We start from the raw sequence: 24220 nt of genomic DNA on the forward strand, positions 1-24220 counted from the left end.
GTGTCCGATAACCGAATTTCGCTGAGTGCCAACGACGTGAAGCTGATTCGCGAGCAGGATTTCTTTAACTGCAAAGACTTTCACCTGTTCATCTACAACAAGGTGGAAAGCGCCACCGGGCTGCATCAGCACGACTATTACGAATTCACCATCGTGCTGAGCGGCAAATGTTATCAGGAGATCAACGGCAAGCGGGTGCTGCTGGAACGCGGGGATTTCGTCTTTATCCCTATCGGCTCCTACCACCAGAGCTTTTACGAGTTCGGCGCGACGAAAATCTTCAACGTGGCGGTCAGCAAAGCGTTCTTTGAAGAGCACTATTTGCAGCAGCTGCCGCGCTGTTTCGTCGCCTCGCAGGCCTACAGCCTGAGGAGCGAGTTTTTGGCCTATATCGAATCGGTGGTGAGTTCGCCGCAGTTTCGCGAGGATGATTTCGCCGAATTTCTCGAAACGCTGACCTTTTATGTGATCAGCCGCATTCGTCACTATAAGGAAGAAAACGACGGCGGCGATGATATCCCGCAGTGGCTGAAGAACACCCTGGCCGGCATGCATGACAAGGCGATGTTCGGCGAAAGGGCGTTGGCGAACATGGTGGCGCTGTCGGGGAAGACTCAGGAGTATCTGACCCGGGCGATGCGGCGTTACTACCATAAGACGCCGATGCAGGTGATCAATGAGATCCGCATCAATTTCGCCAAGACGCAGCTGGAGGTCACCAACTCTTCGGTTTCCGATATCGCCTTTGATTCCGGCTATGGCGATGTCAGCCTGTTCATTAAGAACTTCAAGCGGCTCACCGACGTGACCCCAGGCAACTACCGAAAAAAGTGCTACGGCCCTCTTTAGGGCCGCTCCCGATCAGTATCAACGCAGATATGCCGATGAGCTTCAGGCCGCCGGCCGGTTAATCATTCGATTTTTACCTTAGCGAAGGGGAATGCCGCGTCGGTCGGTCGGGCTTCCCTTGCCAAAAATCCATCTCGCGGGAGCCATTATGGAAAAACTACTGATCGTGAATGCCGATGACTTCGGCCTGAGCAAGGGGCAAAACTACGGCGTCATCGAGGCGTATCAGCATGGCGTGGTTTCTTCTACCACGGCGATGGTGAACGGCGGCGGCGCCCAGCACGCGGCGGCGCTCAGCCGGCAATATCCGGGGCTGCCGATCGGGCTGCATTTCGTTTTGACCCATGGCAGGCCGCTGGGCGCCATGCCTTCGCTGGTCAACGAGCATGGCGAACTGGGTAAATGGCTGTGGTGCCGCGCCGAGGCCGGCGAGCTGCAGCTGGACGAGGTTCAGGAGGAACTGCAGCGCCAGTTCGCGCGGTTTGTGACGCTGTTCGGCAGGCCGCCGACGCATATCGACAGCCACCACCATGTGCATATGCAGCCGCAGATTTACCCGCTGGTGGAGGCGTTTGCGCAGGCACAGGGTCTGCCGCTGCGTCTCGATCGCGAAGAGGCGAAACGGTGCGATATTGCGTTGCAGACGCCCTGCAGCACCGACGCGTTTGACGCGGGATTCTACGGTGAAATGATTTCCGAAGCCTTGTTCCTGCAGCGGTTGACGCGCGCCGACGAGCAGGGCGCCGAGTCATTGGAAATGATGTGCCACCCGGCGTTCCTCGACGCGACGATCCTGCAGAGCAAATACTGTCATCCGCGCCTCGTCGAGCTGGATGTGTTGACCGCGCCGACGCTGAAAGCGGCGATCGCCGAACGCGGTTTTATGCTGGGCTCCTTCCAGGATCTGTAGCGCCGCCGTTTACAGCATGGCGTGCGCCTTTTTCAGGCCGGTATCCTCTTGCGGATCGGCCCCCTGAGGCAGGGGCTCCATCTCCTGTTCCTCGGGCTGCGGCTCGTCGACATCGGGCGCCGCTTCCGGCGGCGGCATGGTGTCGTGAATGATCTGCTCATCGAAGGTCGGATTGAGCGCCGGCGACAGCGGCGAACTGGCGAGGCTGTCCGGCAGCGCAATGTGCGGCACCGGTGCGTCCTGCGCCAGCTGAGGTTCCTCCGCTTTCGCCGTGCGGCTGAGGGCCGCCAGCAGCACGCCGCACAGGGCGAAGAAGGCGTACAGGATATTACCGCCAAGCGGCTCGATCAGCGCGCCGACCGCCAAGGGCCCGATGCTGGCGCCGACGCCGAACGCCATCAGCAGACAGGCGGCCAGTGAGACGCGGCGCTCCGGCTCAATCAGATCGTTGGCCAGCGCCACTACCAACGGGTAGAGCGTAAACTGCAGCATGCTGACGACGAATCCCACCGCCAGCAGCAGCGGGAAATCGATGTGCGGCAGCAGCGCCAGCGGCAGCGCCGCCACGATCAGCAAAATAGCGTTGAGTCGCATCAGCAACGGGCGGCTATAGCGATCTGACAGCCAGCTGAGTGGGAACTGCGCCACCAGTCCGGCGAAGATGGCCAGTGCCATGAACAGGCCGGTTTGTTGAGTGGTTAAGGACTGCAGGCTGGCATAGACCGGCGCCAGCCCGTAAAACGAGCCCACCACCATGCCGATCACCAACGTGGTGGCCAGCACCTTGGGAATGGCGCCGACAAAGTAGCGCAGCTCCATCGGCGCCGGCGACATGTGGCGCGCATTGGTGCGGGTGGTGAGGGCGATGGGCACCAGACAGAGCGCGAAGCACAGCGCGATCACCAGCAGCGTGGTGATGCCCAGGTTGCTTTGCAGCATCAGCACGATCTGGCCCAGCGACATGCCGAGATAGGTCGCCGCCATATAGAAGCCGAACACCATGCCGCGCTGGCTGGATTCCGCCTGGTCGTTCAGCCAGCTTTCCAGCACCATGTACTGACACATCATGCACAGCCCGATCACCAGGCGCAGGGCGACCCAGGCGGGAATGAACTCCGTTAGGCCGTGCCCCAGCACCGCAGCGGTAATGATGCCGGCGCAGGCCACGTAGGCGCGGATATGCCCGACGCGGGCGATGAGAAAGTGGCCGACCTTGCCACCGATCACCAACCCGATGTAGTTGGCGGCGATGATGGCGCCGATCAGCGCGCTGCTGACGTGGATGGAGGCCAGCCGCAGCGAGACGTAGGTGGTGAGCAGGCCCGAGCCCAACAGCAGCAGCAGGGTGGTGGTGTACAACGGCAAGAATACGCCCAACGTTTTTTTCACGCTATCATCCTAATCTCTTCTGGTGCGCCCTGAGGCCGCCGCCGCAGCGTGCCGCCTCCGTGATGTTCCTTGTGCTGGTGCGCCGCCGCTCGCTGGGGCGCTTCTTTTGATACTAGCAGCTTGGCTGGGCGCTTAAAACCGCACCTCCTGCGAGGCGCTGCGCATTTCCACGCGTCGGCCGCCGCATCGCCTTGATAAATGCTACTATCGGGCGCATATACCTGAATTCGCGAGGGAGAGGTTATGAGTGAAAACCAACTGCGTCGGCTCAGCGTGCTGGTGGGGGAAAAACTGAAGGCACAGGGCCGCTGGATCACCTGCGCAGAATCCTGCACCGGCGGCGGTATTGCCAAGGCCATTACCGATATCGCCGGCAGCTCCGCCTATTTCGATCGCGGTTTCGTCACCTACAGCAATGCGGCGAAGCATGACCTGTTAGGGGTGAGCGAAGCCACGTTGGCGGCGCACGGCGCGGTCAGCGAAGAGGTGGTGCGTGAGATGGCGATAGGGGCGCTGCGGGCGGCGCAGGCCGATCTGGCGCTGTCGGTGAGCGGCATCGCCGGCCCGGACGGCGGCAGCGCGGAAAAGCCGGTCGGTACCGTGTGGTTCGGCTTCGCCGGCAGCGATGGCCGGGGGCTGTCGCGCATGATGCAATTCGAGGGCGACCGCGATGCGGTGCGGCTGCAGGCGACGATTTTCGCGCTGCAAACCGCCATCGACGAATTTTTGTAAATTAGGCTTGATACTGTATGACCATACAGTATAATTAGTGACATTTCCTGCACAACATACATTCAGTGGCAGTGTGGGGTAACACCGGCATTGCGAAACGAAGGAGCAAAAATGGCTATTGATGAGAACAAGCAAAAGGCGTTAGCTGCGGCACTGGGCCAGATTGAGAAACAGTTCGGCAAAGGCTCCATCATGCGCCTGGGTGAAGACCGCTCCATGGACGTGGAAACGATCTCCACCGGCTCACTGTCACTCGATATCGCTCTGGGCGCTGGCGGCCTGCCGATGGGCCGCATCGTCGAAATCTACGGCCCGGAATCGTCCGGTAAAACTACCCTGACGCTGCAGGTGATCGCCGCTGCGCAGCGCGAAGGAAAAACCTGTGCGTTCATTGATGCTGAGCATGCGCTGGATCCTATCTATGCGAAAAAGCTGGGCGTTGATATCGACAACCTGCTGTGCTCCCAGCCGGACACCGGCGAGCAGGCGCTGGAAATCTGTGATGCGCTGACCCGCTCCGGCGCGGTTGACGTCATCATCGTCGACTCCGTGGCGGCGCTGACGCCGAAGGCGGAAATCGAGGGTGAAATCGGCGATTCGCACATGGGTCTGGCGGCGCGCATGATGAGCCAGGCGATGCGTAAGCTGGCCGGCAACCTGAAAAACGCCAATACCCTGCTGATCTTCATCAACCAGATCCGTATGAAGATCGGTGTGATGTTCGGCAACCCGGAAACCACCACCGGTGGTAACGCCCTGAAGTTCTACGCTTCGGTACGCCTGGATATCCGTCGTATCGGCGCCATCAAAGAGGGCGACGAAGTGGTGGGCAGCGAAACCCGCGTGAAAGTGGTGAAGAACAAAATCGCTGCGCCGTTCAAACAGGCTGAATTCCAAATCATGTACGGCGAAGGCATCAACAGCCGTGGTGAGCTGGTCGATCTGGGCGTGAAGCACAAGATGATCGAAAAAGCCGGCGCCTGGTACAGCTATAACGGCGAGAAGATCGGTCAGGGCAAGGCGAACGCCTGTAACTTCCTGAAAGAAAACCCGGCTATCGCCGCCGAGCTGGATAAGAAACTGCGCGACCTGCTGCTGCACAGCGGCGGTGAGCTGGTGGCTGCCTCCGGTGACGACTTCGAAGATGACGAAGCGGAAACCAGCGAGCAGTTTTAATCGCTGAAGATGTGCGCCGCCGTTTATGTGGCGCGCATCCCCTGAATTCAGGCTCAAATGATGAATGACTTGCTAAGCCGCGCCATGCGCCTGCTGTCGCAACGCGATCATAGTGAAGCTGAACTGCGCCGCAAACTTGCGGCGCAGCCGTTTGTGGCGAAAGCCCGTTTTGGCGGCAAGGGACCACATGCGCCGGCATCACCGCCGGTGGCTGAAGAGCCGGTAGATCCTGCGCTGATCGAGCAGGTTGTCGCCTACTGTTATCAGCATAATTGGCTGGACGATAAGCGTTTCGCCCACAGCTACATTGGCAGCCGCAGCCGCAAAGGTTACGGCGCGCAGCGCATCCGCAGCGAACTGATGCAAAAGGGCGTCGACAAAGCGCTGGTACAGGACGCGCTGGCGGAATGCGACATCGACTGGTGTGAACAGGCGAAACAGGTGGCGCAGCGAAAATTTGGCGATGCGTTGCCAACTGACTGGAAAGAGAAAGCCAAAGTGCAGCGTTATCTGCTCTATCGCGGCTTTTTCCAGGAAGAAATTCAGTCAATTTACCGTGATTTTGCGCAATGAGCGCACACGGGGTTTTACTTCCCTCTGAAGAAAATTTATCTTATCCCCACTTTTTGTTCGTGAGCTGGTTGTCATCGTCGGGATGACGCGCCACCGGCTCACGTGTCGTTATTCTAGCCTTTCCAGGAAAATTATGAGCAAGAGCACCGCTGAGATCCGTCAAGCGTTTCTCGATTTCTTTCATAGTAAGGGTCATCAGGTTGTAGCAAGCAGCTCCCTGGTGCCTAACAATGATCCGACATTGCTGTTTACCAATGCCGGCATGAACCAATTTAAGGATGTTTTCCTGGGGCTCGACAAACGCGCCTATTCCCGCGCCACTACCTCGCAGCGCTGCGTGCGCGCAGGCGGCAAGCATAACGACCTGGAAAACGTCGGGTATACCGCTCGTCACCACACCTTCTTTGAAATGCTGGGCAACTTCAGCTTCGGCGATTACTTCAAGCACGATGCGATCAGCTACGCGTGGGAACTGCTGACCGGTGAAAACTGGTTCAACCTGCCGAAAGAGCGACTGTGGGTCACCGTGTATGAAACCGATGACGAAGCATTCGACATCTGGCAGAAGCAAATCGGCGTACCGGCCGAGCGCATTATCCGCATCGGCGACAACAAGGGCGCGCCTTTCGCTTCCGATAACTTCTGGCAGATGGGCGATACCGGCCCATGCGGCCCGTGCACCGAGATTTTCTACGATCACGGCGATCACATTTGGGGTGGTCCTCCGGGCAGCCCGGAAGAAGACGGCGATCGCTACATCGAGATCTGGAACATCGTTTTCATGCAGTTCAACCGTCAGTCCGACGGCACCATGTTGCCGCTGCCGAAACCTTCGGTGGATACCGGTATGGGCCTGGAACGCATCGCGGCGGTGTTGCAGCATGTGAACTCCAACTATGAGATCGACCTGTTCCGCACCCTGATTGCCGCCGTGGCGAAAGTGACCGGTGCGACCGATCTGGACAATAAATCTCTGCGCGTTATCGCCGACCACATCCGTTCCTGCGCCTTCCTGGTGTCTGACGGCGTGATCCCGTCTAACGAAAACCGCGGCTACGTGCTGCGTCGCATCATTCGTCGTGCGATCCGCCATGGCAACATGCTGGGCGCGAAAGACACCTTCTTCTACAAGCTGGTGGCGCCGCTGATCGAAGTGATGGGCCCGGCGGCCGATGAACTGAAACGCCAGCAGTCGCTGGTGGAGCAGGTGCTGAAAACCGAAGAAGAGCAGTTTGCCCGTACGCTGGAGCGTGGTCTGGCGCTGCTGGATGAAGAGCTGGCCAAGCTGCAGGGCGATACCCTGGACGGCGAAACCGCTTTCCGTCTGTACGATACCTACGGCTTCCCGGTGGACCTGACCGCTGACGTCTGCCGCGAGCGCGGTCTGAAAGTCGACGAAGCGGGCTTTGAAGAGGCGATGGAAGCACAGCGCCGCCGCGCGCGCGAATCCAGCGGCTTCGGCGCCGACTACAACAGCCTGATCCGTGTGGACGGCAGCAGCCAGTTCAGCGGCTACGATCACGACGAGCAGCAGGCGATGGTCATTGCGCTGTTCCGCGACGGCCAGCCGGTCGATCAGATCAACGCTGGCGAAGAGGCGGTGGTGGTGCTGGACGAGACGCCGTTCTACGGTGAATCCGGCGGCCAGGTCGGCGATAAAGGCGTGCTGAAAGCCGCAGGCGCCGAGTTTGTGGTCAACGACACCCAGAAATACGGTCAGGCTATCGGCCATCAAGGCAAGCTGGCGCAAGGTTCGCTGAAGCTGAACGATCGCGTAGACGCGCAGATCGACACTGAACGCCGCAACAGCATCCGCCTGAACCACTCCGCGACCCACCTGCTGCACGCTGCGCTGCGCCAAACGTTGGGCGAGCACGTTGCGCAGAAAGGCTCTCTGGTTAACGACAAATACCTGCGCTTCGACTTCTCGCATTTCGAAGCGATGAAGCCGGAACAAATTCGCGCGGTGGAAGATCTGGTTAACCAGCAGGTGCGTCGTAACCTGCCGGTGCAGACCGAGCTGATGGCGTTGGAAGATGCCAAAGAGAAGGGTGCGATGGCGCTGTTCGGTGAGAAGTACGACGACAACGTTCGCGTGCTGACCATGGGCGACTTCTCCACCGAGCTGTGCGGCGGCACCCACGCCAGCCGCACCGGCGATATCGGCCTGTTCCGCATTCTGAGCGAGTCTGGCACCGCGGCGGGCATCCGCCGTATTGAAGCGGTAACCGGCGCTGGCGCTATCGCTACGCTGCATCAGCAAAGCGATTTGTTGCAAGACGTTGCGCAGTTGGTGAAGGGCGATAGCAACAACCTGACCGATAAAGTGCGCTCGGTGCTCGATCGCACCCGCGTGCTGGAAAAAGAACTGCAGCAACTGAAAGATCAGCAGGCGGCGCAGGAAAGCGCGTCGCTGTCCAGTCAGGCGAAAGTGGTTAACGGCGTGAAGCTGTTGGTCAGCCAGTTGGACAATGTCGAAGCCAAAATGCTGCGCACTATGGTGGATGACCTGAAAAATCAATTGGGTTCGGCCATTATCGTGTTGGCGACGACGGCTGATGACAAAGTCAGCCTGGTCGCGGGCGTGACCAAGGATCTGACTGACCGCGTGAAAGCCGGCGAGTTGATCGGCAACGTGGCGCAGCAGGTCGGCGGCAAGGGCGGTGGTCGCCCTGATATGGCGATGGCGGGGGGGACGGATATCAACGCCCTGCCAGCGGCGTTAAACAGCGTAGAAGCCTGGGTGGCCTCGAAGCTGTGAACATAAATAAATAGCACGCACAAACGCCATAATACTTTGTTGATTATGGCGTTTTCATACTGTGCTAACACAATTTAGTTACAATTGCGGGAACAAAGTTTTTCAGGTCGGCTAAACTTACCATTATCTGAGGTGGGACCAAGTCTGCTTACACTTATTGTGGATTGCGCGGCTTACGTTTTCACCACATATGATGGATAATGACGGGGAAACTGAGAGACCCGACTCTTTTAATCTTTCAAGGAGCAAAGAATGTTAATTCTGACTCGTCGAGTTGGTGAAACCCTCATGATTGGCGATGAGGTTACGGTCACTGTGCTAGGGGTAAAAGGCAACCAGGTGCGTATTGGTGTGAATGCCCCCAAAGAGGTTTCGGTTCACCGTGAAGAAATCTATCAGCGCATTCAGGCAGAGAAGTCTCAGCAGACGACTTACTGATTCCGAAGCAGCGTCTCGTTGCCAGACGAGACGCTACTGCATCGTTTTACCCACTTCTTTCGTTCCCCCCTCTCTTTTTCGTGATTATTTTCCCGGTGAGTTTCCTGCTTTGTTGCCACAGACGCTGCGGTTGCCTGTTGATAAAACGCCCTTTTTGCCGTGAAATCGCCCATGTTGGGTGTGAATTGTGCAAACGCGCATGAGTTGGGAAAAATTGTTTGACTTAAAAGTCGGAGAAAGTAATATGTGCGCCACGCAGTGCCGATGAGCTTCTCCAAAGCAAGTTAGGCACAATTCGAAAGAAGCGTATGGTGAGGTGGCCGAGAGGCTGAAGGCGCTCCCCTGCTAAGGGAGTATGCGGTCAAAAGCTGCATCCGGGGTTCGAATCCCCGCCTCACCGCCATTTGCATCCATAGCTCAGCTGGATAGAGTACTCGGCTACGAACCGAGCGGTCGGAGGTTCGAATCCTCCTGGATGCACCATATTTTCCTCATGTGTCGCGAAGCGAGAGTTTCAGACAGGTGACGAGCAAGAAAGTGCTCGAAGGAGGATAACATTGCTTAAGCAATGGCCCGTAGGGCGAGGCGCTAGCGCCGAGTAATCCTCCTGGATGCACCATATTTTGCAGTATGGTGGGGTAGTAACAACGTACCATACGGTATCAAAAAAGAATTCCTGTGCATCCATAGCTCAGCTGGATAGAGTACTCGGCTACGAACCGAGCGGTCGGAGGTTCGAATCCTCCTGGATGCACCATTCTTTCTGTCGTGTTTCGTTAGCGAAGCAGGCAAGCAGTAAAAAAATAGACATGCATCCATAGCTCAGCTGGATAGAGTACTCGGCTACGAACCGAGCGGTCGGAGGTTCGAATCCTCCTGGATGCACCATCTAAGAGAAACCCGCCTCGGCGGGTTTTTCGCTTTTCAGCCTTTATCTATCTCCCCCCCTTTCCCCTTTGTGCACGATTAGGCACAGCACATTCCGCTATGACGCAGTCAGCGACAACCCATCGGCTTTACGCTAAAGTAGTTTTCTTTCCTCAACGATCATGGAGTAACGATGTACGACCGCTATCAGGGTCTTATTTTCGACATGGACGGCACGATTCTGGACACCGAGCCAACGCACCGTAAAGCGTGGCATGAAGTGTTGTCCCGTTATGGCATGACGTTTGATGAAACGGCCATGGTGGCGCTGAGCGGTTCGCCGACCTGGCGCATCGCTCAGGCGATTATCGCCAGCCATCAGGCCGACCTCGATCCCCATCACCTGGCGGCGGAGAAAACCCGCGCGGTGGAAGCGATGCTGCTGGATAGCGTGCGCCCGTTGCCGCTGATCGAGGTGGTGAAGTCCTATCACGGTCGCCGTCCGATGGCGGTCGGTACCGGCAGCGAGCACCGCATGGCGGAAATGCTGCTGCGTCATCTCGGCCTGTTCGACTGCTTCGACGCGATCGTCGGCGCGGACGACGTACAGCGCCATAAACCGGAGCCGGATACCTTCTTACGCTGTGCTGAACTGATCGGCGTGCCGCCGGAAAAATGCGTGGTGTTTGAAGATGCCGAATTTGGCATTCAGGCGGCGAAAAGTGCCGGTATGGCTGTGGTAGACGTCCGCACGCTGTGAGTAGTACGCTAGCCGTAATATCGTTATTTGGCAGTAGCTTCCTCAGTGCGACGCTGCTGCCGGGAAATTCAGAAATCGTTCTGGTCGCCTTGCTGACCCAGAGTCGCGTCTCGCCGGAATTGCTGGTGCTGGCCGCGACCCTGGGCAACACGCTGGGCGGCTTGACCAATGTCATTATCGGGCGCCTGTTACCGGCGTTGAAACCACAGCGGGGGCTGGCAACGGCGCTCGGGTGGCTGCAACGCTTCGGCCCGGCTGCGCTGTTGCTCAGTTGGGTGCCGGTGGTGGGCGATTTGTTGTGCGTGTTGGCAGGTTGGCTGCGCATGCCCTGGGGCTCTGTCGCGCTGTTTCTGTGTATCGGAAAGGCGCTGCGTTACATCGTTTTGACTATGATAACGGTACAGGGCATCGCCTGGTGGCAGTAACCAAGTGAATATAACTCAATATTCTCTCGGGTGCGGATTCAGTATGCTTACGAGTTATTGTTTTTAGAAGCGGGAGGTCAATTTGATCCCGGACGTATCACAGGCGCTTTCTTGGTTGGAAGCCCATCCTCAGGCATTAAAAGGCATTCGTCGCGGCATCGAGCGTGAAACGCTGCGAGTCACGCCGAACGGCACCTTGGCGACTACCGGGCATCCGGAAAAGCTGGGGGCGGCATTGACGCACCACTGGATCACCACGGATTTCGCCGAGGCGCTGTTAGAGTTCATTACGCCGGTTGATGACAATATCGATCACCTGCTGACGTTCCTGCGCGATATTCATCGCTACGTGGCGCGCAATATTGGCGATGAGCGCATGTGGCCGCTCAGCATGCCGTGCTTTATCGAAGCCGAGCAGGATATTGAGCTGGCGCAGTTCGGTTCGTCGAACATCGGCCGCATGAAGACGCTGTACCGCGAAGGGTTGAAGAATCGCTATGGCGCGTTGATGCAGACCATTTCCGGCGTGCACTACAACTTCTCGCTGCCGCTGGAGTTTTGGCAGGCCTGGGCTGGCGTGCAGGACGCAGAAAGCGGTAAAGAGCAGATCTCGGCGGGGTATTTCCGCCTGATCCGCAACTATTACCGTTTCGGTTGGGTGATCCCGTATCTGTTCGGCGCATCGCCGGCCATTTGTTCTTCGTTCCTCAAAGGTCGCGAGACCACTCTGCCGTTCGAACGCACCGAGCAGGGGATGTGCTATCTGCCGTACGCCACCTCGCTGCGTCTGAGCGACCTGGGTTACACCAACAAGTCGCAGAGTAATCTGGGCATCACCTTCAACGATCTGCACAGCTATGTGGCCGGTCTGAAGCGGGCGATCGTTACGCCTTCCGAAGAGTTCGCCAAGCTGGGCGTGAAAGAGGGTGACCGCTACCTGCAGTTGAACAGTAACGTGCTGCAAATCGAAAACGAGCTGTATGCGCCGATCCGGCCGAAGCGCGTGACCAAAAGCGGCGAGACGCCGTCAGACGCGCTGCTGCGCGGCGGTATCGAATATATCGAAGTGCGTTCGCTGGATATCAACCCGTTCTCGCCGATCGGCGTGGATGCGGTGCAGGCGCGTTTCCTGGATCTGTTCCTGGTGTGGTGCGCGCTGGCCGATGCGCCGGAGATGAGCAGCGATGAACTGCTGTGCACGCGCAAGAACTGGAACCGGGTGATTCTGGAAGGGCGCAAGCCGGGCCAGACCATCGGCATCGGCTGTGGCGCCAGCCATGAACCGCTGGAAAACGTGGGCAAGGCGCTGTTCGCCGATCTGCGTCGGGTCGCGGAAGTGTTGGACGGCGAAGCCGGCAACCGTCAATACCAGCAGGTGTGCGATGAGCTGGTCGCCGCATTTGACGATCCTGAGCTGACCTTCTCCGCGCGCATTCTGAAGGCGATGAAGGCGGAAGGCACTGGGCGCGTCGGTCTGCAGCTGGCGGAGCAGTATCGCCAGACGTTGCTGGAAGAACCGTTGGAAATCCTGAATGAGGCCGAGCTGGATAAAGAGCGGGAAGCCTCGTGGCAGCGCCAACGCGACATAGAAGCCAATGATACGCTAAGCTTTGAAGCGTTCCTGAAGCAAAACGGCGGAAGCTGAAAAAGAAAAAGGCCACATCAATGTGGCCAAATATGCATCTCTGATGACAGGGATGATGATAACAAATGCGCGTCTTTCACATACTCAGACTCGCAGGGTTGGAAAAGGTTTCCCGGTTAGGAAAAAAAGTTTCGAAATAAATGCTCTTTTACGAGGAGGTAGCGAAATGCCATTGCTGGATAGCTTTACCGTCGATCATACCCGTATGGCAGCTCCGGCTGTCCGCGTTGCAAAAACCATGAAAACGCCTCATGGCGATACCATCACGGTGTTTGATCTGCGCTTTTGCCGCCCGAACCTGGAAGTGATGCCCGAACGCGGCATTCACACGCTGGAACACCTGTTCGCCGGCTTTATGCGCGACCACCTGAACGGCCAGGGCGTGGAGATTATCGACATCTCCCCAATGGGCTGCCGCACCGGTTTCTACATGAGCCTGATCGGCGTGCCGGAAGAGCAGCGCGTTGCCGATGCCTGGAAAGCGGCGATGGCCGACGTGCTGAAAGTGACCGACCAGCGCAAGATCCCTGAGCTGAACGAGTACCAGTGTGGTACCTACCACATGCACTCGCTGGAAGAAGCGCAGGAAATCGCCAAGCACATTCTGGATAACGGCGTGGTGGTGAACCACAACGACGAGCTGGCGCTGCCGAAAGAGAAGCTGCAGGAGCTGCATATCTGACCGTACGTTTCCCGCAGAAACAAAAAAGACGCGATTTCGCGTCTTTTTTACGTTCTGGCCGGCGGTCAGTGATGGCCGACGCTGGACTGCAGCGAGGTGATCGGCGTGACTCGCACCTGTTTGATCATGTTGCCCTGTACGTCGAGAATGTCGATATCGTAATGGCCGATACGCACCCGGGTGCCGATTTCGGGGATCTCTTCCAGTTCTTCCAGCAGCATACCGTTGACGGTACGGGCTTCATTGGCCGGCAAGGTCCAGTTGAAGGCTTTGTTCAGCTCCCGTACGTTGGCGGTGCCGTCGATCAAGACCGAACCGTCGCTCTGCGGCGTGACTTCTTCCGCCAGCGTCGGTGACATCGAGGTGGTGAAGTCGCCGACGATCTCCTCGAGGATGTCTTCCACCGTAACCAGGCCCTGAATGTCGCCGTACTCGTCGACCACGATGCCGACCTTCTCTTTATTGCGCTGGAATTTCACCAACTGAACGTTGAGCGGCGTGCCTTCCGGTACGAAGTAGATCTCATCGGCGGCGCGCAGCAGGTTCTCTTTGTTGAACTCTTTTTTCTCGGTCATCAGGCGGTAGGCTTCGCGCACGCGCAGCATGCCGATCGCATCGTCCAACGAGCTGCGATACAGCACGATGCGGCCGTGCGGCGAGTGGGTCAGCTGGCGCATGATCGACTTCCAGTCGTCGTTGACGTCGATGCCGACGATCTCGGTGCGCGGCACCATGATGTCGTTGACCGTCACCTTTTCCAGATCCAGCACCGAGATCAGCATGTCCTGATTGCGGCGTGAGATCTGCGACTGGGATTCGCGCACGATGGTACGCAGCTCATCCTTGCTGACGGCGTCGCTGATGCGCACGTTGGTGCGAATGCCGAACAGGCGCAAGGTCAGGCTGGTGATGCCGTTGAGCAGCCAGACCAGCGGGAACATCACCTTTTGCAACGGGGCCAGCAGGACGCTGCTGGGGAAGGCAATACGTTCCGGATAGAGGGCGGCGAAGGTCTTCGGCAGCACTTCGGCGAACAGCAGCACGGCGAAGGTCAGTATGCCGGTCGCGATCGCCACGCCGAGATCGCCATACAGCCGCATGCCGACGATGGTCGCCAGCGCCGAGGCGAGGATGTTGACCAGGTTGTTGCCGATCAGCACCAGGCCGATCAGCCGATCCGGTTTTTGCAGCAGCTTCTCCACCCGACGCGCCGAGCGGTTGCCCTGTTTGGACAGATGACGCAGGCGATAACGGTTGAGCGTCATCATGCCGGTTTCGGAGGCGGAGAAGTAAGCGGAGACCACGATCATGATCACCAGGATAATGATGAGGGTCCCCGTCGACACATGCTCCAATGCAGTATTCCTTATAGAGAGGGAGAATTGAGCCAGGCTGGCCTAGCGCACCATCACCTGCTGAATCAGACGGCTGCCGAAATAGGCGAGCGTCAGCAGGAAGGCGCCGGCGAAGCTGAACCAGACGACGCGGCGGCCGCGCCAGCCTTCATGGTAATGGCCCCACAACAGCACGATATACACGAACCAGGCCATGATCGACAGCACGGCTTTATGCACGTTCTCTTTGCTGAACAGGTTATCCATGTACAGCAGGCCGGTACACAAAGTGAGCGTCAGCAGCACCACGCCGATCTGGGTGATATGGAACATCTTGCGCTCGATGCTCATCAGCGGCGGCATGTCGGCGCTGAAGGTCAGCTTCTTGTTTTTCAACAGGTAGTCGAGCCAGGCGAGCTGCAAGGCGTAGAGCGCGGCGATGATCAGGGTGGCGTAAGAGAATAGCGCCAGGCCGATATGCACCATCAATTCCGGGCTGGCCTCCAGGTGAGTGATGAACTCGCCGGGCATGAAGCTGGCGAAGGCCAGATTGATCATCGCGAAGCTGTAGACGATCGGCAGCAGGAACCAGCCGCGATCGCGTGAAGCGACGAAGGTCATCACCGAGCAGATGATCAGGCTGACGATAGAACCAATGTTCAGCAGGCTGAGATTCTGCCCGGCGCTGACGTCAAAGATGCGCTGCTGCAGCGCGATGGCGTGGCAAATCAGCGCCACCACCGCCGAGACGAGGGCCAGTCGACGGTATGCGCTGTTCTTCCGCAACAAGCTGGGAATGATCAGTCCAAGGCTGAGCAGGTAGGCCATCAAAGCCACAATGGAGAAAACTGGCATAGCGTTTAATTTTGCTTCGGCGTGGTTAATAGGAGTGTCAGTATAACGTTGCGCGCGTTTCACTCCAACCTATCTCCAACGCTGAGGCAGAGATCCTGCGCGCTTCGTGTTATCATCGGCGCAATTGTGTCGCCGGAGCGGCCTGTCATTACACGTTGAGCATGAGACGATGTTTGAAAATTTAACCGATCGATTGTCGCGCACGTTGCGCAATATCAGCGGCCGCGGGCGGCTGACCGAAGAGAATATCAAGGAAACCCTGCGTGAAGTGCGTATGGCATTGCTGGAAGCGGACGTTGCGCTGCCGGTGGTGCGCGACTTCATCAACCGCGTCAAAGAGAGCGCGGTTGGTCATGAAGTCAACAAGAGCCTGACGCCGGGGCAGGAGTTCGTCAAGATCGTCAAGGGCGAGCTGATCGCCGCGATGGGCGAAGTCAACACCGAGCTGAATCTGGCGGCCCAGCCGCCGGCGGTGGTGCTGATGGCGGGCCTGCAGGGCGCCGGTAAAACCACCAGCGTCGGTAAGCTCGGCAAGTTCCTGAAAGAAAAACAGAAGAAGAAAGTGTTGGTGGTTTCCGCGGACGTTTATCGCCCAGCGGCGATCAAACAGCTGGAAACGCTGGCGGAAGGTGTCGGCATCGATTTCTTCCCGTCTGACGTCAAAGAAAAACCGATCGACATCGTCAATCGCGCGCTGCAACAGGCCAAGCTGAAATTCTACGACGTACTGATCGTCGATACCGCCGGCCGTCTGCACGTTGACGAAGCGATGATGGACGAGATCAAACAGGTGCATGCGGCGATCAAGCCGGTGGAAACCCTGTTCGTGGTTGACGCCATGACCGGCCAGGACGCCGCCAATACCGCCAAGGCGTTTAACGAAGCGCTGCCGCTGACCGGCGTGGTGCTGACCAAGGTCGACGGCGACGCGCGCGGCGGTGCCGCATTGTCCATCCGCCACATCACCGGCAAGCCGATCAAATTCCTCGGCGTGGGCGAGAAGACCGAAGCGCTGGAGCCGTTCTACCCGGATCGCGTGGCATCACGCATCCTGGGCATGGGCGACGTGCTGTCACTGATCGAAGATATCGAAAGCAAGGTCGACCGCGAGCAGGCGGAGAAACTGGCCAACAAGCTGAAGAAGGGCGACGGTTTCGATCTGACCGACTTCCTGGAGCAGCTCAAGCAAATGCGCAACATGGGCGGTATGGCCAACATGTTGAGCAAGCTGCCGGGCGCGGGCCAACTGCCGGACAACGTCAAATCGCAGATGGACGACAAAGTGCTGGTGCGCATGGAGGCGATCATCAACTCGATGACGCTGAAAGAGCGCGCCAAACCTGAAATCATCAAGGGCTCGCGCAAGCGCCGCATCGCGATGGGGGCCGGCATGCAGGTGCAGGACGTCAACCGCTTGCTGAAGCAGTTCGACGAAATGCAGCGTATGATGAAGAAGATGAAGAAAGGCGGTATGGCGAAGATGATGCGCGGCATGAAAGGTATGATGCCACCGGGCTTCCCAGGCCGCTGATGGGCCTCCGCACGCTGAGTGCGGGCGCTTTCAGCATTCGCCGTTCGCGGTGAAAACCGCCCGAAATTTGACAGGCTGCAAAAGTTGTCCCCTGCGATCGACGCTTTAGATTGCTTTTTGCGCCAAAATGAGTAAAATTTTCGGGCTTTTTATATTGCAACCGGGCCCCGTCCCTCAATGGGGCCCGGCTGTTTTATTAACTAAAGAGGATGTTATGGTAACAATTCGTTTGGCACGTGGCGGCGCTAAAAAGCGTCCGTTCTATCAAGTAGTAGTGACCGACAGCCGCAACGCTCGTGATGGTCGTTTCATCGAGCGCGTTGGCTTCTTCAACCCGATCGCTTCCGGTCAGGCTGAAGCACTGCGTCTGGACCTGGACCGCATCGAGCACTGGGTTGGTCTGGGTGCAACCGTTTCTGATCGCGTTCACGCGCTGATCAAAGACGCTAAGAAAGCAGCTTAATCTGTCGCGGTGGTGGCAATGAGCAAGCAACTCAAACCGGTAGCGCCTAAGCAGCCGATTGTACTCGGTAAAATGGGGTCCGCTTACGGCATTCGTGGTTGGCTCAGAGTGTTTTCATCCACCGAGAACGCCGAAAGCATTTTTGACTATCAGCCGTGGTTTATCCAGCAGGCGGGTCAGTGGCAGCATATCGAGTTGGAAGACTGGAAGCGCCACAGTCAGGATCTGATCATCAAGGTCAAAGGCATTGACGATCGGGACGCGGCGAATCTGCTGACTAATCGCGAGATTATGGTGGATTCTGAGCAACTTCCTCCGCTGGAGGGTGACGATTACTACTGGAAAGACCTGATGGGCTGCCAGGTAGTCACCACCGCCGGCTACGAGCTGGGTAAAGTCATCGATATGATGGAAACCGGCTCGAACGATGTGATGGTTGTGAAAGCGAACCTGAAAGATGCGTTCGGCATGAAGGAGCGGTTGATTCCGTTTCTTCATGGGCAGGTTATCAAGAAAGTCGATCTCACTGCCCGCGTGATTGAGGCAGATTGGGATCCTGGTTTTTGACCCCCGGATCAAACGGTCGAAGCAAGTGGAATAACGGTAAGGGGATTGGCTTGTGTTCATCGGTATTGTAAGCCTGTTTCCTGAGATGTTCCGCGCTATCACCGATTACGGGGTGACTGGCCGGGCAGTAAAAAATGGCCTGCTGAGCGTGCAGTGTTGGAGTCCTCGCGACTTCACCTACGACCGGCATCGTACCGTGGACGATCGCCCTTACGGCGGCGGCCCGGGAATGCTGATGATGGTGCAACCTTTACGGGAAGCCATTCATGCGGCGAAAGCAGCGGCAGGCGAGGGAGCAAAGGTGATTTATCTGTCACCTCAGGGGCGCAAGCTGGATCAAACCGGCGTGTGCGAACTGGCGGCCAATCAGAAGATGATTCTGGTATGCGGCCGTTACGAAGGGATAGACGAGCGCGTAATCCAAACCGAAATTGACGAAGAATGGTCAATCGGCGATTACGTTCTCAGCGGCGGGGAACTGCCGGCAATGACCCTGATTGATTCAGTCGCCCGTTTCATACCGGGTGTGCTGGGCCATCAGGCCTCAGCGGAGGAAGACTCCTTCGCCGACGGATTGCTGGACTGCCCGCACTATACCCGCCCAGAGGTGTTGGAAGGGATGGAGGTACCGCCAGTTCTGCTGTCGGGTAACCATGCCGAGATACGTCGCTGGCGCTTAAAGCAGTCGCTGGGCCGAACCTGGCTTAGAAGACCTGAACTTCTAGAAAGCCTAGCTCTGACTGACGAGCAAGCGGTGTTGCTGGCTGAGTTCCAACGGGAACATCAGGCCAGGCAACAGGACTATGAAGGAAACGTCTGACAACAGACGGGACCGATATATCAGTTTACCTAGGGTAAGAGACATATTATGAGCAACATTATTAAGCAACTTGAACAAGAGCAGATGAAACAAGACGTACCTGCATTCCGTCCGGGTGATTCCGTGGAAGTGAAGGTATGGGTCGTTGAAGGTAGCAAAAAACGTCTGCAGGCATTCGAGGGCGTGGTTATCGCTATCCGTAACCGCGGTCTGCACTCTGCATTCACTGTTCGTAAGATTTCCAACGGCGAAGGTGTTGAGCGCGTATTCCAGACTCACTCCCCAGTAATCGACAGCATTGCTGTGAAACGTCGTGGTGCCGTTCGTAAAGCTAAACTGTACTACCTGCGTGAGCGTACTGGTAAGGCTGCTCGTATCAAAGAGCGTCTGAACCGCGTTGGCTAACGCTGCATCCAAAAGTTAATAGTTATCAGGGGTTGGCATTATGCCAACCCCTTTTTTTATCTTAAATCTCGACTGGTTACATTTGCGAGATTTCGTCTGCGCGCCGCCAACATAATAAAGCCTGCATAAGCAGGCTTTTTGCATTATAGCGCCGCGGCGCTTTGTTTATGCTGACTCTCCGGCGGGTGAGGCTGCGCCGGGATAATGTCATCGCCAGGTTTGACGATCACCCGCGCGACGGACTCGTGCGTGGCGAACGTGCAGCTGCAATTGATGTTGCGGCATTGATGGTAACGCTCTTTGGTCGACTCGCTCAGATAGCGGCTGGAGCGAGTGTGGGCCACGTGACCGCATAGTGGACAGTGCATCATAAGAACCCCCTTGAACAAATTAAGTGAAATTGTTGTGGCATCACCCTTTGGCGAGCGAACTCGTCATGATGAGGCAATCCCCTGCAAGCACAGTGCGCGTTCCATGGCGCGTCGCTGTTCCAGCCCCTTATTTTTCTTTCCGTTTACGTAAATCCAGCGTGGTAACTGATCGCAGGCCTGCCGCCACTGGCGCTGTTGCAGCAGCGCGACCAGCGTAGAGTGGCAGGCTGCGCCGACGCCCACATTGAAGGCGAAGGCGATCACTGCGTCATAGGTTTGTTGCGAGAGCGTATGCGGCAGGCAAGCGGCCATGCCGCGTTCGGTGCGGCGAACATCGTCTACCAAATCCACCGCGGCTTTGCGTTCATCTATCATCTTGTCTGGGATGACGCCGGCAGTGTGTCCAATGCCCTGTGTCCACACCCCGGCGCTACACTGGTAAGGCGACAGGCGGCAGCCTTCGAGATCGGCGATCAGCCTGAGGCCGGCTTCTGAGGTTTGCAGCTCGCCAAATGACGGCAATAGCACGGCGATGGCCAAAACGGTGGCGACGCTGCAGCGCTTAACGATTGCATTCATCGTAAATTTTCCTCCGTGATGCCGCATTGCGTTCAATAGCCTTCAAGATCTGCAGGCTTTTACGTCGGTAGTACCAGTTCACCAGAAACGTGCCGATGCCTACCGCCGCACCGACTAGAAAGGCAATGTCCTGCGGTGACAGCTTGCCGAGCCAGGCGAGAAACAACGCCATGGCGTAGGTGATGAATGAGGTGATTTTCTCCATAGCTTATGCTCGCTTTGTTTACAGTCTCTCGGGAGCTGTGGCGGCTATCGATGCGTTTCTGGCCACTCTCTATCGAAATCCATCATGCTCCGAGGCTGTATAATAATTACTGTATATGCATACAGTATTAAGCTATTTGCTAAAGTCGTCAATGGGTGGGGTGAATATTTTTAGCAGATTGTGCAAAAGAGGGCGGCAGGCATAAAAAAAGCCCATCAATGATGGGCTTTGAGAAATATTGGGGGGAAATTACAGGCCGTAGACCAGCGTGACTGAGGTCGTCGTGTCGGTGTTCTTCGGCGCCGAGGCCGGCGGTTTGCTGTTGTAGGTCACGGTGTAAGCCACGCGCAGCGAGAAGCGATCGTTGATCGCCACGTTCAACGCGCTTTCCGAGTTCAGCGTGGTTTCTTCGTTCGCCAGTGCGGAAACGCCCTGAATGAACTTGGTGTTGTCGGTCAGCTGATAGGAATAGTTGGCCGCGCCATAGGCCAACCCTTTGGTCGAGCGGCCGCCGCCATGGTATTCGTCATGGCGCACGCCGGGACCGAATTCCACCCGCAGATCGCTAAGCGGCCCGTTGAGGAGTTGACGGCCGTAGCCGCCGGTCAGCGTGGAGCGTGAGTCGTAACCGTTGAAACGGTCGCTCAGCCAGCTGGCCTGGCCGAACAGGTAGTTGCGATCGGTCAGGTTATAGCGCGTACGGCCACCGGCCTGGTATTTTTCGGACGAGCGCACGTTGGAGGAGGTGGTGTTGTTAGCCGCCCCCCACAGGCTGTACGCCGCATCGCTGTTGAACCAGGTCATGTTGGTGTTGGCAAGCAGGGTGGAGCTCTGCGAGTTGCCTGACTGGGCGTTGTAGCCCGCCTGCACGTTGCCTTCGAATGGTTTCTTGGCGGTGGCCGGATCGTCCATCGCGGTGAAAAGCGTATTGTCGGCAAAGGCTGAAACACTGGTGAAAGTCGTTAAGCAGCAAATATACAGCGGAAAAGCGCGACGAGCGCGAGAAGAGAGCATCTTGGATCCAGTTGTTAAGGGTGGTTATTGTTGATGACGGTCACATTATATCGGTTCATTTCAGCGACAAAAATAGCCGCTATTAGCTTAAGTTTTTAATTTTTATTCCTCATTTATTCACTTTTCTTCTACTGAAATTCATCGCTTTCGGCGGCATTTCGTGCTGAGTCTGACGGTATCCGCGCCTGCCCGTTCGTTGGCGCCGAGACGGGCGGCGTATCTTGCCTGTAAAACAAGTTGTACACATATGTTTACGATATGGGGCTTTCGCCGGGAAGGCGAACAGGTGCGTTTTGAGGCGCTTGTGAATTTATTATTTAATTGAATTTGTTTGTTTTTATTGTATTTTCTTGATGTGTTTATGCATGTTATCTCATAAGAGAAATTATGGTAATTTTTTATTTACGGAAATTGGATTGAAAACTTTACATATCGTGATAGGGTAGAGCCCTGAAACGCTCAATGTTCCATTTCAACGCATAACGCCAAACGACAGGAATAGCATCATGCAAAAAGACGCGCTCAATAACGTACACATCAGTGCAGAACAGGTTCTCATCACGCCGGAGGAGCTGAAGAACCAGTTCCCGCTCAGCGCCGACGACGAAAATGAAATCGCCACCGCGCGTAACACCATCGCCAACATTTTGCAGGGGCGCGATCATCGCCTGTTGGTCGTGTGTGGGCCTTGTTCGATCCACGATCCGGATGCGGCACTGGACTACGCCCGTCGTTTGAAAACCCTGGCGGCTGACTTGAGCGATCAGCTGTATATCGTTATGCGCGTTTATTTTGAAAAACCCAGAACCACTGTCGGCTGGAAAGGTTTGATCAACGATCCGTACATGGACGGTTCGTTTGACGTTGAAGCAGGCTTGCATATCGCGCGTCGCCTGTTGCTGGATCTGGTGGGCATGGGCTTGCCGTTGGCTACCGAAGCGTTGGATCCGAACAGCCCGCAGTACCTGGGGGACTTGTTCAGCTGGTCGGCGATCGGTGCGCGTACCACCGAATCGCAGACCCACCGTGAAATGGCTTCTGGCCTGTCGATGCCGGTCGGGTTCAAAAACGGCACCGACGGCAGCCTGGGTACCGCCATCAATGCCATGCGCGCCGCCGCTATGCCGCACCGCTTCGTCGGCATCAACCAGGCGGGCCAGGTTTGCTTGCTGCAGACTCAGGGCAATCCGGACGGGCACGTGATCCTGCGCGGCGGTAAAACCCCGAACTACAGCGCCGAGCACGTTGCGGCCTGTGAAAAACAGATGCTCGAGGCGGGACTCCATCCGTCCTTGATGGTAGATTGCAGCCATGGCAACTCGAATAAAGACTATCGCCGTCAGCCGGCGGTGGCCGAGTCCGTGGTGGAGCAGATTAAAGCGGGTAACCGCTCGATTACCGGCATTATGCTGGAGAGCCATCTGCATGAGGGCAATCAGTCTTCCGAACAGCCGCGTGCTGACATGCGTTACGGCGTATCCGTCACCGACGCCTGCATCGACTGGGAGAGCACGGAAACGCTGCTGCGCCACATGCATCAGGAACTCGGCGCTGCGCTGAAGGCACGCACGGGAGAAAAGTAAGTTATGGTGGCAGAACTGACCGCGCTGCGCGATCAAATCGACGAGGTGGACAAAGCGTTGCTGGATCTGCTGGCGAAACGCCTGCATCTGGTAGCGGAAGTGGGGGAGGTGAAAAGCCGCCACGGTTTACCGGTTTATGTGCCGGAGCGCGAGGCGGCGATGCTGGCCTCGCGCCGCCAGGAGGCGGAAAACCTCGGCGTGCCGCCGGATTTGATCGAGGACGTCTTGCGCCGTGTGATGCGCGAATCGTACGTCAGCGAGAACGATAAAGGTTTTAAAACTCTGTGCCCGCAGCTGCGGCCGATCGTCATCATCGGCGGCAACGGCCAGATGGGCCGGCTGTTCAACCGTCTGCTGACGCTGTCGGGTTATCAGGTCAGGGTATTGGATCAGGAAGATTGGCCGCAGGCGGAACAGCTGTTGGCGGATGCCGGTATGGTGATTGTCAGCGTACCGATCCACGTGACCGAGCAGGTGATAAGCCGCCTGCCGCCGTTGCCTGACGACTGTATTCTGGTGGATTTGGCGTCGGTGAAGAATCGTCCGCTGCATGCGATGTTGGCGGCGCACAGCGGCCCGGTGGTGGGGTTGCATCCGATGTTTGGTCCGGACGTGGGCAGCGTGGCGAAGCAGGTGGTGGTTTACTGCGATGGCCGCCAACCGGAGGCTTACCAATGGCTGCTTGAACAGCTGCAGGTGTGGGGGGCGCGGCTGCATCGTATCAGCGCGGTCGAACACGATCAGAATATGGCGTTTATTCAGGCGCTGCGGCACTTCGCCACCTTCGCCTACGGGCTGCACCTGGCGGAAGAGAACGTGCAACTGGAGCAGCTGCTGGCGCTCTCCTCGCCGATCTACCGGCTGGAGCTGGCGATGGTTGGCCGCCTGTTCGCGCAGGATCCGCAGCTGTACGCTGACATCATCATGTCGTCGGAAGAAAACGTGGCGCTGATTAAGCGTTACTACCAGCGCTTCGGCGAGGCGATCAAGCTGTTGGAGCATGGCGACAAACAGGCGTTTATCGATAGCTTCCGCAAGGTAGAGCATTGGTTCGGCGATTACGCCCAGCGCTTTCTGGTGGAGAGCCGCACGCTGTTGCGGCAGGCTAACGACAGCCGGCAGTGAAACGCGGGCAGTAAACGTAAAGGGTTCGGCCAAGCCGAACCCTAATGAGATGGTCACCCCCACCCTGTGAGCGGTACGCTGACAGGGTGTTTTTCTTTCCGGAGGGGATCATCATGCAAAACATTACGCTCATCGGTATCGACCTCGGCAAACATACTTTC

Annotated in this window: 26 protein-coding genes and 4 tRNA genes; 22 read left to right on the plus strand and 8 right to left on the minus strand. The window is 57.3% G+C overall.

The features are described from left to right. The gene (gene chbR / locus ACJ8IL_RS12210; protein WP_060425318.1) at positions 1 to 849 is read left to right on the plus strand and encodes a transcriptional regulator ChbR; all 849 of its coding nucleotides are present in this window, start codon (positions 1 to 3) and stop codon (positions 847 to 849) included. A 148-nt stretch (positions 850 to 997) separates the two neighbouring features. Beyond that, positions 998 to 1759 (plus strand): chitin disaccharide deacetylase, encoded by a 762-nt coding sequence (chbG, locus tag ACJ8IL_RS12215; protein WP_213873706.1) that lies wholly within the window; start codon positions 998 to 1000, stop codon positions 1757 to 1759. A gap of 9 nt (positions 1760 to 1768) precedes the next feature. On the opposite strand, the gene ACJ8IL_RS12220 is transcribed toward chbG, so the two are convergent. Next, positions 1769 to 3148 (minus strand): MFS transporter, encoded by a 1380-nt coding sequence (locus ACJ8IL_RS12220; RefSeq protein ID WP_442516565.1) that lies wholly within the window; start codon positions 3146 to 3148, stop codon positions 1769 to 1771. 243 nt (positions 3149 to 3391) lie between these two features. On the opposite strand from ACJ8IL_RS12220, the gene pncC reads away from it, so the two are divergent. The 3 genes from pncC (at position 3392) to recX (ending at position 5629) form a co-directional block, all read left to right on the plus strand. Continuing rightward, entirely contained in the window at positions 3392 to 3880 is a 489-nt protein-coding gene (pncC, locus tag ACJ8IL_RS12225; RefSeq protein WP_047728887.1) for a nicotinamide-nucleotide amidase, read from the plus strand. Between the two features lie 111 nt (positions 3881 to 3991). Then, positions 3992 to 5056 (plus strand): recombinase RecA, encoded by a 1065-nt coding sequence (recA, locus tag ACJ8IL_RS12230; protein WP_004932541.1) that lies wholly within the window; start codon positions 3992 to 3994, stop codon positions 5054 to 5056. A gap of 60 nt (positions 5057 to 5116) precedes the next feature. Beyond that, positions 5117 to 5629, plus strand: coding sequence for a recombination regulator RecX (gene recX, locus ACJ8IL_RS12235; RefSeq protein ID WP_049272556.1), 513 nt, complete (start codon positions 5117 to 5119; stop codon positions 5627 to 5629). A gap of 40 nt (positions 5630 to 5669) precedes the next feature. Here the strand turns inward: recX and ACJ8IL_RS12240 are convergent, their stop codons facing one another. Next, positions 5670 to 5813 carry a hypothetical protein gene (locus ACJ8IL_RS12240; protein ID WP_162180460.1) on the minus strand — a complete coding sequence of 48 codons (144 nt, stop codon included), beginning with the start codon at positions 5811 to 5813 and terminating at the stop codon, positions 5670 to 5672. On the opposite strand from ACJ8IL_RS12240, the gene alaS reads away from it, so the two are divergent. From alaS to luxS, 10 genes are all read left to right on the plus strand, one after another. Next, a complete protein-coding gene (alaS, locus tag ACJ8IL_RS12245; RefSeq protein WP_049207215.1) occupies positions 5763 to 8390 on the plus strand; it encodes an alanine--tRNA ligase in 2628 nt (875 codons plus the stop codon). The genes ACJ8IL_RS12240 and alaS overlap by 51 nt on opposite strands. A 252-nt stretch (positions 8391 to 8642) precedes the next feature. Continuing rightward, positions 8643 to 8828, plus strand: a complete 186-nt coding sequence (gene csrA / locus ACJ8IL_RS12250; protein ID WP_004091602.1) for a carbon storage regulator CsrA — start codon at positions 8643 to 8645, stop codon at positions 8826 to 8828. Positions 8829 to 9138: 310 nt separating this feature from the next. Then, a tRNA-Ser gene (locus ACJ8IL_RS12255) sits at positions 9139 to 9231 on the plus strand. Positions 9232 to 9234: 3 nt separating this feature from the next. Next, positions 9235 to 9311 (plus strand) — tRNA-Arg (locus ACJ8IL_RS12260). A gap of 197 nt (positions 9312 to 9508) precedes the next feature. Further along, positions 9509 to 9585, plus strand: a tRNA-Arg gene (locus ACJ8IL_RS12265). 54 nt (positions 9586 to 9639) lie between these two features. Beyond that, positions 9640 to 9716: transfer RNA gene (locus ACJ8IL_RS12270), tRNA-Arg, on the plus strand. A 172-nt stretch (positions 9717 to 9888) separates the two neighbouring features. After that, on the plus strand, positions 9889 to 10455 hold the full coding sequence (gene yqaB, locus ACJ8IL_RS12275; RefSeq protein WP_025301636.1) for a fructose-1-phosphate/6-phosphogluconate phosphatase: 567 nt from the start codon (positions 9889 to 9891) through the stop codon (positions 10453 to 10455). After that, positions 10452 to 10880 (plus strand): YqaA family protein, encoded by a 429-nt coding sequence (locus ACJ8IL_RS12280; protein ID WP_025159656.1) that lies wholly within the window; start codon positions 10452 to 10454, stop codon positions 10878 to 10880. Before yqaB ends, ACJ8IL_RS12280 begins: the two co-directional genes overlap by 4 nt. 82 nt (positions 10881 to 10962) lie before the next feature. Beyond that, positions 10963 to 12525, plus strand: coding sequence for a glutamate--cysteine ligase (gene gshA / locus ACJ8IL_RS12285; protein ID WP_025301637.1), 1563 nt, complete (start codon positions 10963 to 10965; stop codon positions 12523 to 12525). 166 nt (positions 12526 to 12691) lie between these two features. Beyond that, complete coding sequence (luxS, locus tag ACJ8IL_RS12290) at positions 12692 to 13207, plus strand: S-ribosylhomocysteine lyase (RefSeq protein WP_004932513.1); 516 nt, start codon at positions 12692 to 12694, stop codon at positions 13205 to 13207. Positions 13208 to 13272: 65 nt separating this feature from the next. Here the strand turns inward: luxS and ACJ8IL_RS12295 are convergent, their stop codons facing one another. Then, a complete protein-coding gene (locus ACJ8IL_RS12295) occupies positions 13273 to 14562 on the minus strand; it encodes an HlyC/CorC family transporter (RefSeq protein WP_016929024.1) in 1290 nt (429 codons plus the stop codon). 42 nt (positions 14563 to 14604) lie between these two features. Then, the gene (locus ACJ8IL_RS12300; protein ID WP_004932506.1) at positions 14605 to 15396 is read right to left on the minus strand and encodes a cytochrome C assembly family protein; all 792 of its coding nucleotides are present in this window, start codon (positions 15394 to 15396) and stop codon (positions 14605 to 14607) included. Between the two features lie 169 nt (positions 15397 to 15565). Here ACJ8IL_RS12300 and ffh point away from each other — a divergent pair, with 169 nt between their 5' ends. The 5 genes from ffh to rplS all read left to right on the plus strand — a co-directional run bounded on the left by ffh (position 15566) and on the right by rplS (position 19182). Next, entirely contained in the window at positions 15566 to 16927 is a 1362-nt protein-coding gene (gene ffh / locus ACJ8IL_RS12305; protein ID WP_004932504.1) for a signal recognition particle protein, read from the plus strand. Positions 16928 to 17141: 214 nt separating this feature from the next. Next, positions 17142 to 17390, plus strand: coding sequence for a 30S ribosomal protein S16 (rpsP, locus tag ACJ8IL_RS12310; protein ID WP_004932501.1), 249 nt, complete (start codon positions 17142 to 17144; stop codon positions 17388 to 17390). Between the two features lie 18 nt (positions 17391 to 17408). Further along, the gene (gene rimM, locus ACJ8IL_RS12315) at positions 17409 to 17957 is read left to right on the plus strand and encodes a ribosome maturation factor RimM (protein WP_019455135.1); all 549 of its coding nucleotides are present in this window, start codon (positions 17409 to 17411) and stop codon (positions 17955 to 17957) included. A gap of 52 nt (positions 17958 to 18009) precedes the next feature. Next, positions 18010 to 18777: a tRNA (guanosine(37)-N1)-methyltransferase TrmD gene (trmD, locus tag ACJ8IL_RS12320; protein ID WP_004932485.1), complete on the plus strand. Its 768-nt coding sequence runs from the start codon at positions 18010 to 18012 to the stop codon at positions 18775 to 18777. A 48-nt stretch (positions 18778 to 18825) separates the two neighbouring features. Next, a complete protein-coding gene (rplS, locus tag ACJ8IL_RS12325) occupies positions 18826 to 19182 on the plus strand; it encodes a 50S ribosomal protein L19 (protein WP_025301638.1) in 357 nt (118 codons plus the stop codon). A 143-nt stretch (positions 19183 to 19325) separates the two neighbouring features. On the opposite strand, the gene ACJ8IL_RS12330 is transcribed toward rplS, so the two are convergent. From ACJ8IL_RS12330 to ACJ8IL_RS12345, 4 genes are all read right to left on the minus strand, one after another. After that, on the minus strand, positions 19326 to 19553 hold the full coding sequence (locus ACJ8IL_RS12330) for an ogr/Delta-like zinc finger family protein (protein WP_025301639.1): 228 nt from the start codon (positions 19551 to 19553) through the stop codon (positions 19326 to 19328). Positions 19554 to 19616: 63 nt separating this feature from the next. Next, positions 19617 to 20132 carry a lysozyme gene (locus tag ACJ8IL_RS12335; RefSeq protein ID WP_049208782.1) on the minus strand — a complete coding sequence of 172 codons (516 nt, stop codon included), beginning with the start codon at positions 20130 to 20132 and terminating at the stop codon, positions 19617 to 19619. After that, the gene (locus ACJ8IL_RS12340; RefSeq protein ID WP_025301641.1) at positions 20116 to 20337 is read right to left on the minus strand and encodes an HP1 family phage holin; all 222 of its coding nucleotides are present in this window, start codon (positions 20335 to 20337) and stop codon (positions 20116 to 20118) included. Before ACJ8IL_RS12340 ends, ACJ8IL_RS12335 begins: the two co-directional genes overlap by 17 nt. A 249-nt stretch (positions 20338 to 20586) precedes the next feature. Beyond that, complete coding sequence (locus tag ACJ8IL_RS12345) at positions 20587 to 21351, minus strand: DUF481 domain-containing protein (protein ID WP_025301642.1); 765 nt, start codon at positions 21349 to 21351, stop codon at positions 20587 to 20589. A gap of 506 nt (positions 21352 to 21857) precedes the next feature. Between ACJ8IL_RS12345 and ACJ8IL_RS12350 the strand changes: the two genes are divergently transcribed. Then, the gene (locus ACJ8IL_RS12350) at positions 21858 to 22934 is read left to right on the plus strand and encodes a 3-deoxy-7-phosphoheptulonate synthase (RefSeq protein WP_060434277.1); all 1077 of its coding nucleotides are present in this window, start codon (positions 21858 to 21860) and stop codon (positions 22932 to 22934) included. A 3-nt stretch (positions 22935 to 22937) separates the two neighbouring features. Next, positions 22938 to 24059, plus strand: coding sequence for a bifunctional chorismate mutase/prephenate dehydrogenase (gene tyrA / locus ACJ8IL_RS12355; protein ID WP_016929015.1), 1122 nt, complete (start codon positions 22938 to 22940; stop codon positions 24057 to 24059). Positions 24060 to 24220: the final 161 nt, after the last annotated feature.

Origin of the sequence: Serratia sp. CY47444 (assembly GCF_052168635.1) — a bacterium.
Lineage (GTDB): Bacteria > Pseudomonadota > Gammaproteobacteria > Enterobacterales > Enterobacteriaceae > Serratia > Serratia bockelmannii.

Bases quoted from the DNA above. Each gene is read 5' to 3' on its own strand.
- ACJ8IL_RS12350 (WP_060434277.1), top strand. From the start codon at position 21,858: ATGCAAAAAGACGCGCTCAATAACGTACACATCAGTGCAGAACAGGTT.
- chbG (WP_213873706.1), top strand. From the start codon at position 998: ATGGAAAAACTACTGATCGTGAATGCCGATGACTTCGGCCTGAGCAAG.
- alaS (WP_049207215.1), top strand. From the start codon at position 5,763: ATGAGCAAGAGCACCGCTGAGATCCGTCAAGCGTTTCTCGATTTCTTT.
- ACJ8IL_RS12345 (WP_025301642.1), bottom strand. From the start codon at position 21,351: ATGCTCTCTTCTCGCGCTCGTCGCGCTTTTCCGCTGTATATTTGCTGC.
- ACJ8IL_RS12300 (WP_004932506.1), bottom strand. From the start codon at position 15,396: ATGCCAGTTTTCTCCATTGTGGCTTTGATGGCCTACCTGCTCAGCCTT.
- rimM (WP_019455135.1), top strand. From the start codon at position 17,409: ATGAGCAAGCAACTCAAACCGGTAGCGCCTAAGCAGCCGATTGTACTC.
- csrA (WP_004091602.1), top strand. From the start codon at position 8,643: ATGTTAATTCTGACTCGTCGAGTTGGTGAAACCCTCATGATTGGCGAT.
- ACJ8IL_RS12340 (WP_025301641.1), bottom strand. From the start codon at position 20,337: ATGGAGAAAATCACCTCATTCATCACCTACGCCATGGCGTTGTTTCTC.
- luxS (WP_004932513.1), top strand. From the start codon at position 12,692: ATGCCATTGCTGGATAGCTTTACCGTCGATCATACCCGTATGGCAGCT.
- recX (WP_049272556.1), top strand. From the start codon at position 5,117: ATGAATGACTTGCTAAGCCGCGCCATGCGCCTGCTGTCGCAACGCGAT.
- ffh (WP_004932504.1), top strand. From the start codon at position 15,566: ATGTTTGAAAATTTAACCGATCGATTGTCGCGCACGTTGCGCAATATC.
- rpsP (WP_004932501.1), top strand. From the start codon at position 17,142: ATGGTAACAATTCGTTTGGCACGTGGCGGCGCTAAAAAGCGTCCGTTC.
- tyrA (WP_016929015.1), top strand. From the start codon at position 22,938: ATGGTGGCAGAACTGACCGCGCTGCGCGATCAAATCGACGAGGTGGAC.
- ACJ8IL_RS12330 (WP_025301639.1), bottom strand. From the start codon at position 19,553: ATGATGCACTGTCCACTATGCGGTCACGTGGCCCACACTCGCTCCAGC.
- yqaB (WP_025301636.1), top strand. From the start codon at position 9,889: ATGTACGACCGCTATCAGGGTCTTATTTTCGACATGGACGGCACGATT.
- recA (WP_004932541.1), top strand. From the start codon at position 3,992: ATGGCTATTGATGAGAACAAGCAAAAGGCGTTAGCTGCGGCACTGGGC.
- ACJ8IL_RS12335 (WP_049208782.1), bottom strand. From the start codon at position 20,132: ATGAATGCAATCGTTAAGCGCTGCAGCGTCGCCACCGTTTTGGCCATC.
- ACJ8IL_RS12240 (WP_162180460.1), bottom strand. From the start codon at position 5,813: ATGAAAGAAATCGAGAAACGCTTGACGGATCTCAGCGGTGCTCTTGCT.
- pncC (WP_047728887.1), top strand. From the start codon at position 3,392: ATGAGTGAAAACCAACTGCGTCGGCTCAGCGTGCTGGTGGGGGAAAAA.
- rplS (WP_025301638.1), top strand. From the start codon at position 18,826: ATGAGCAACATTATTAAGCAACTTGAACAAGAGCAGATGAAACAAGAC.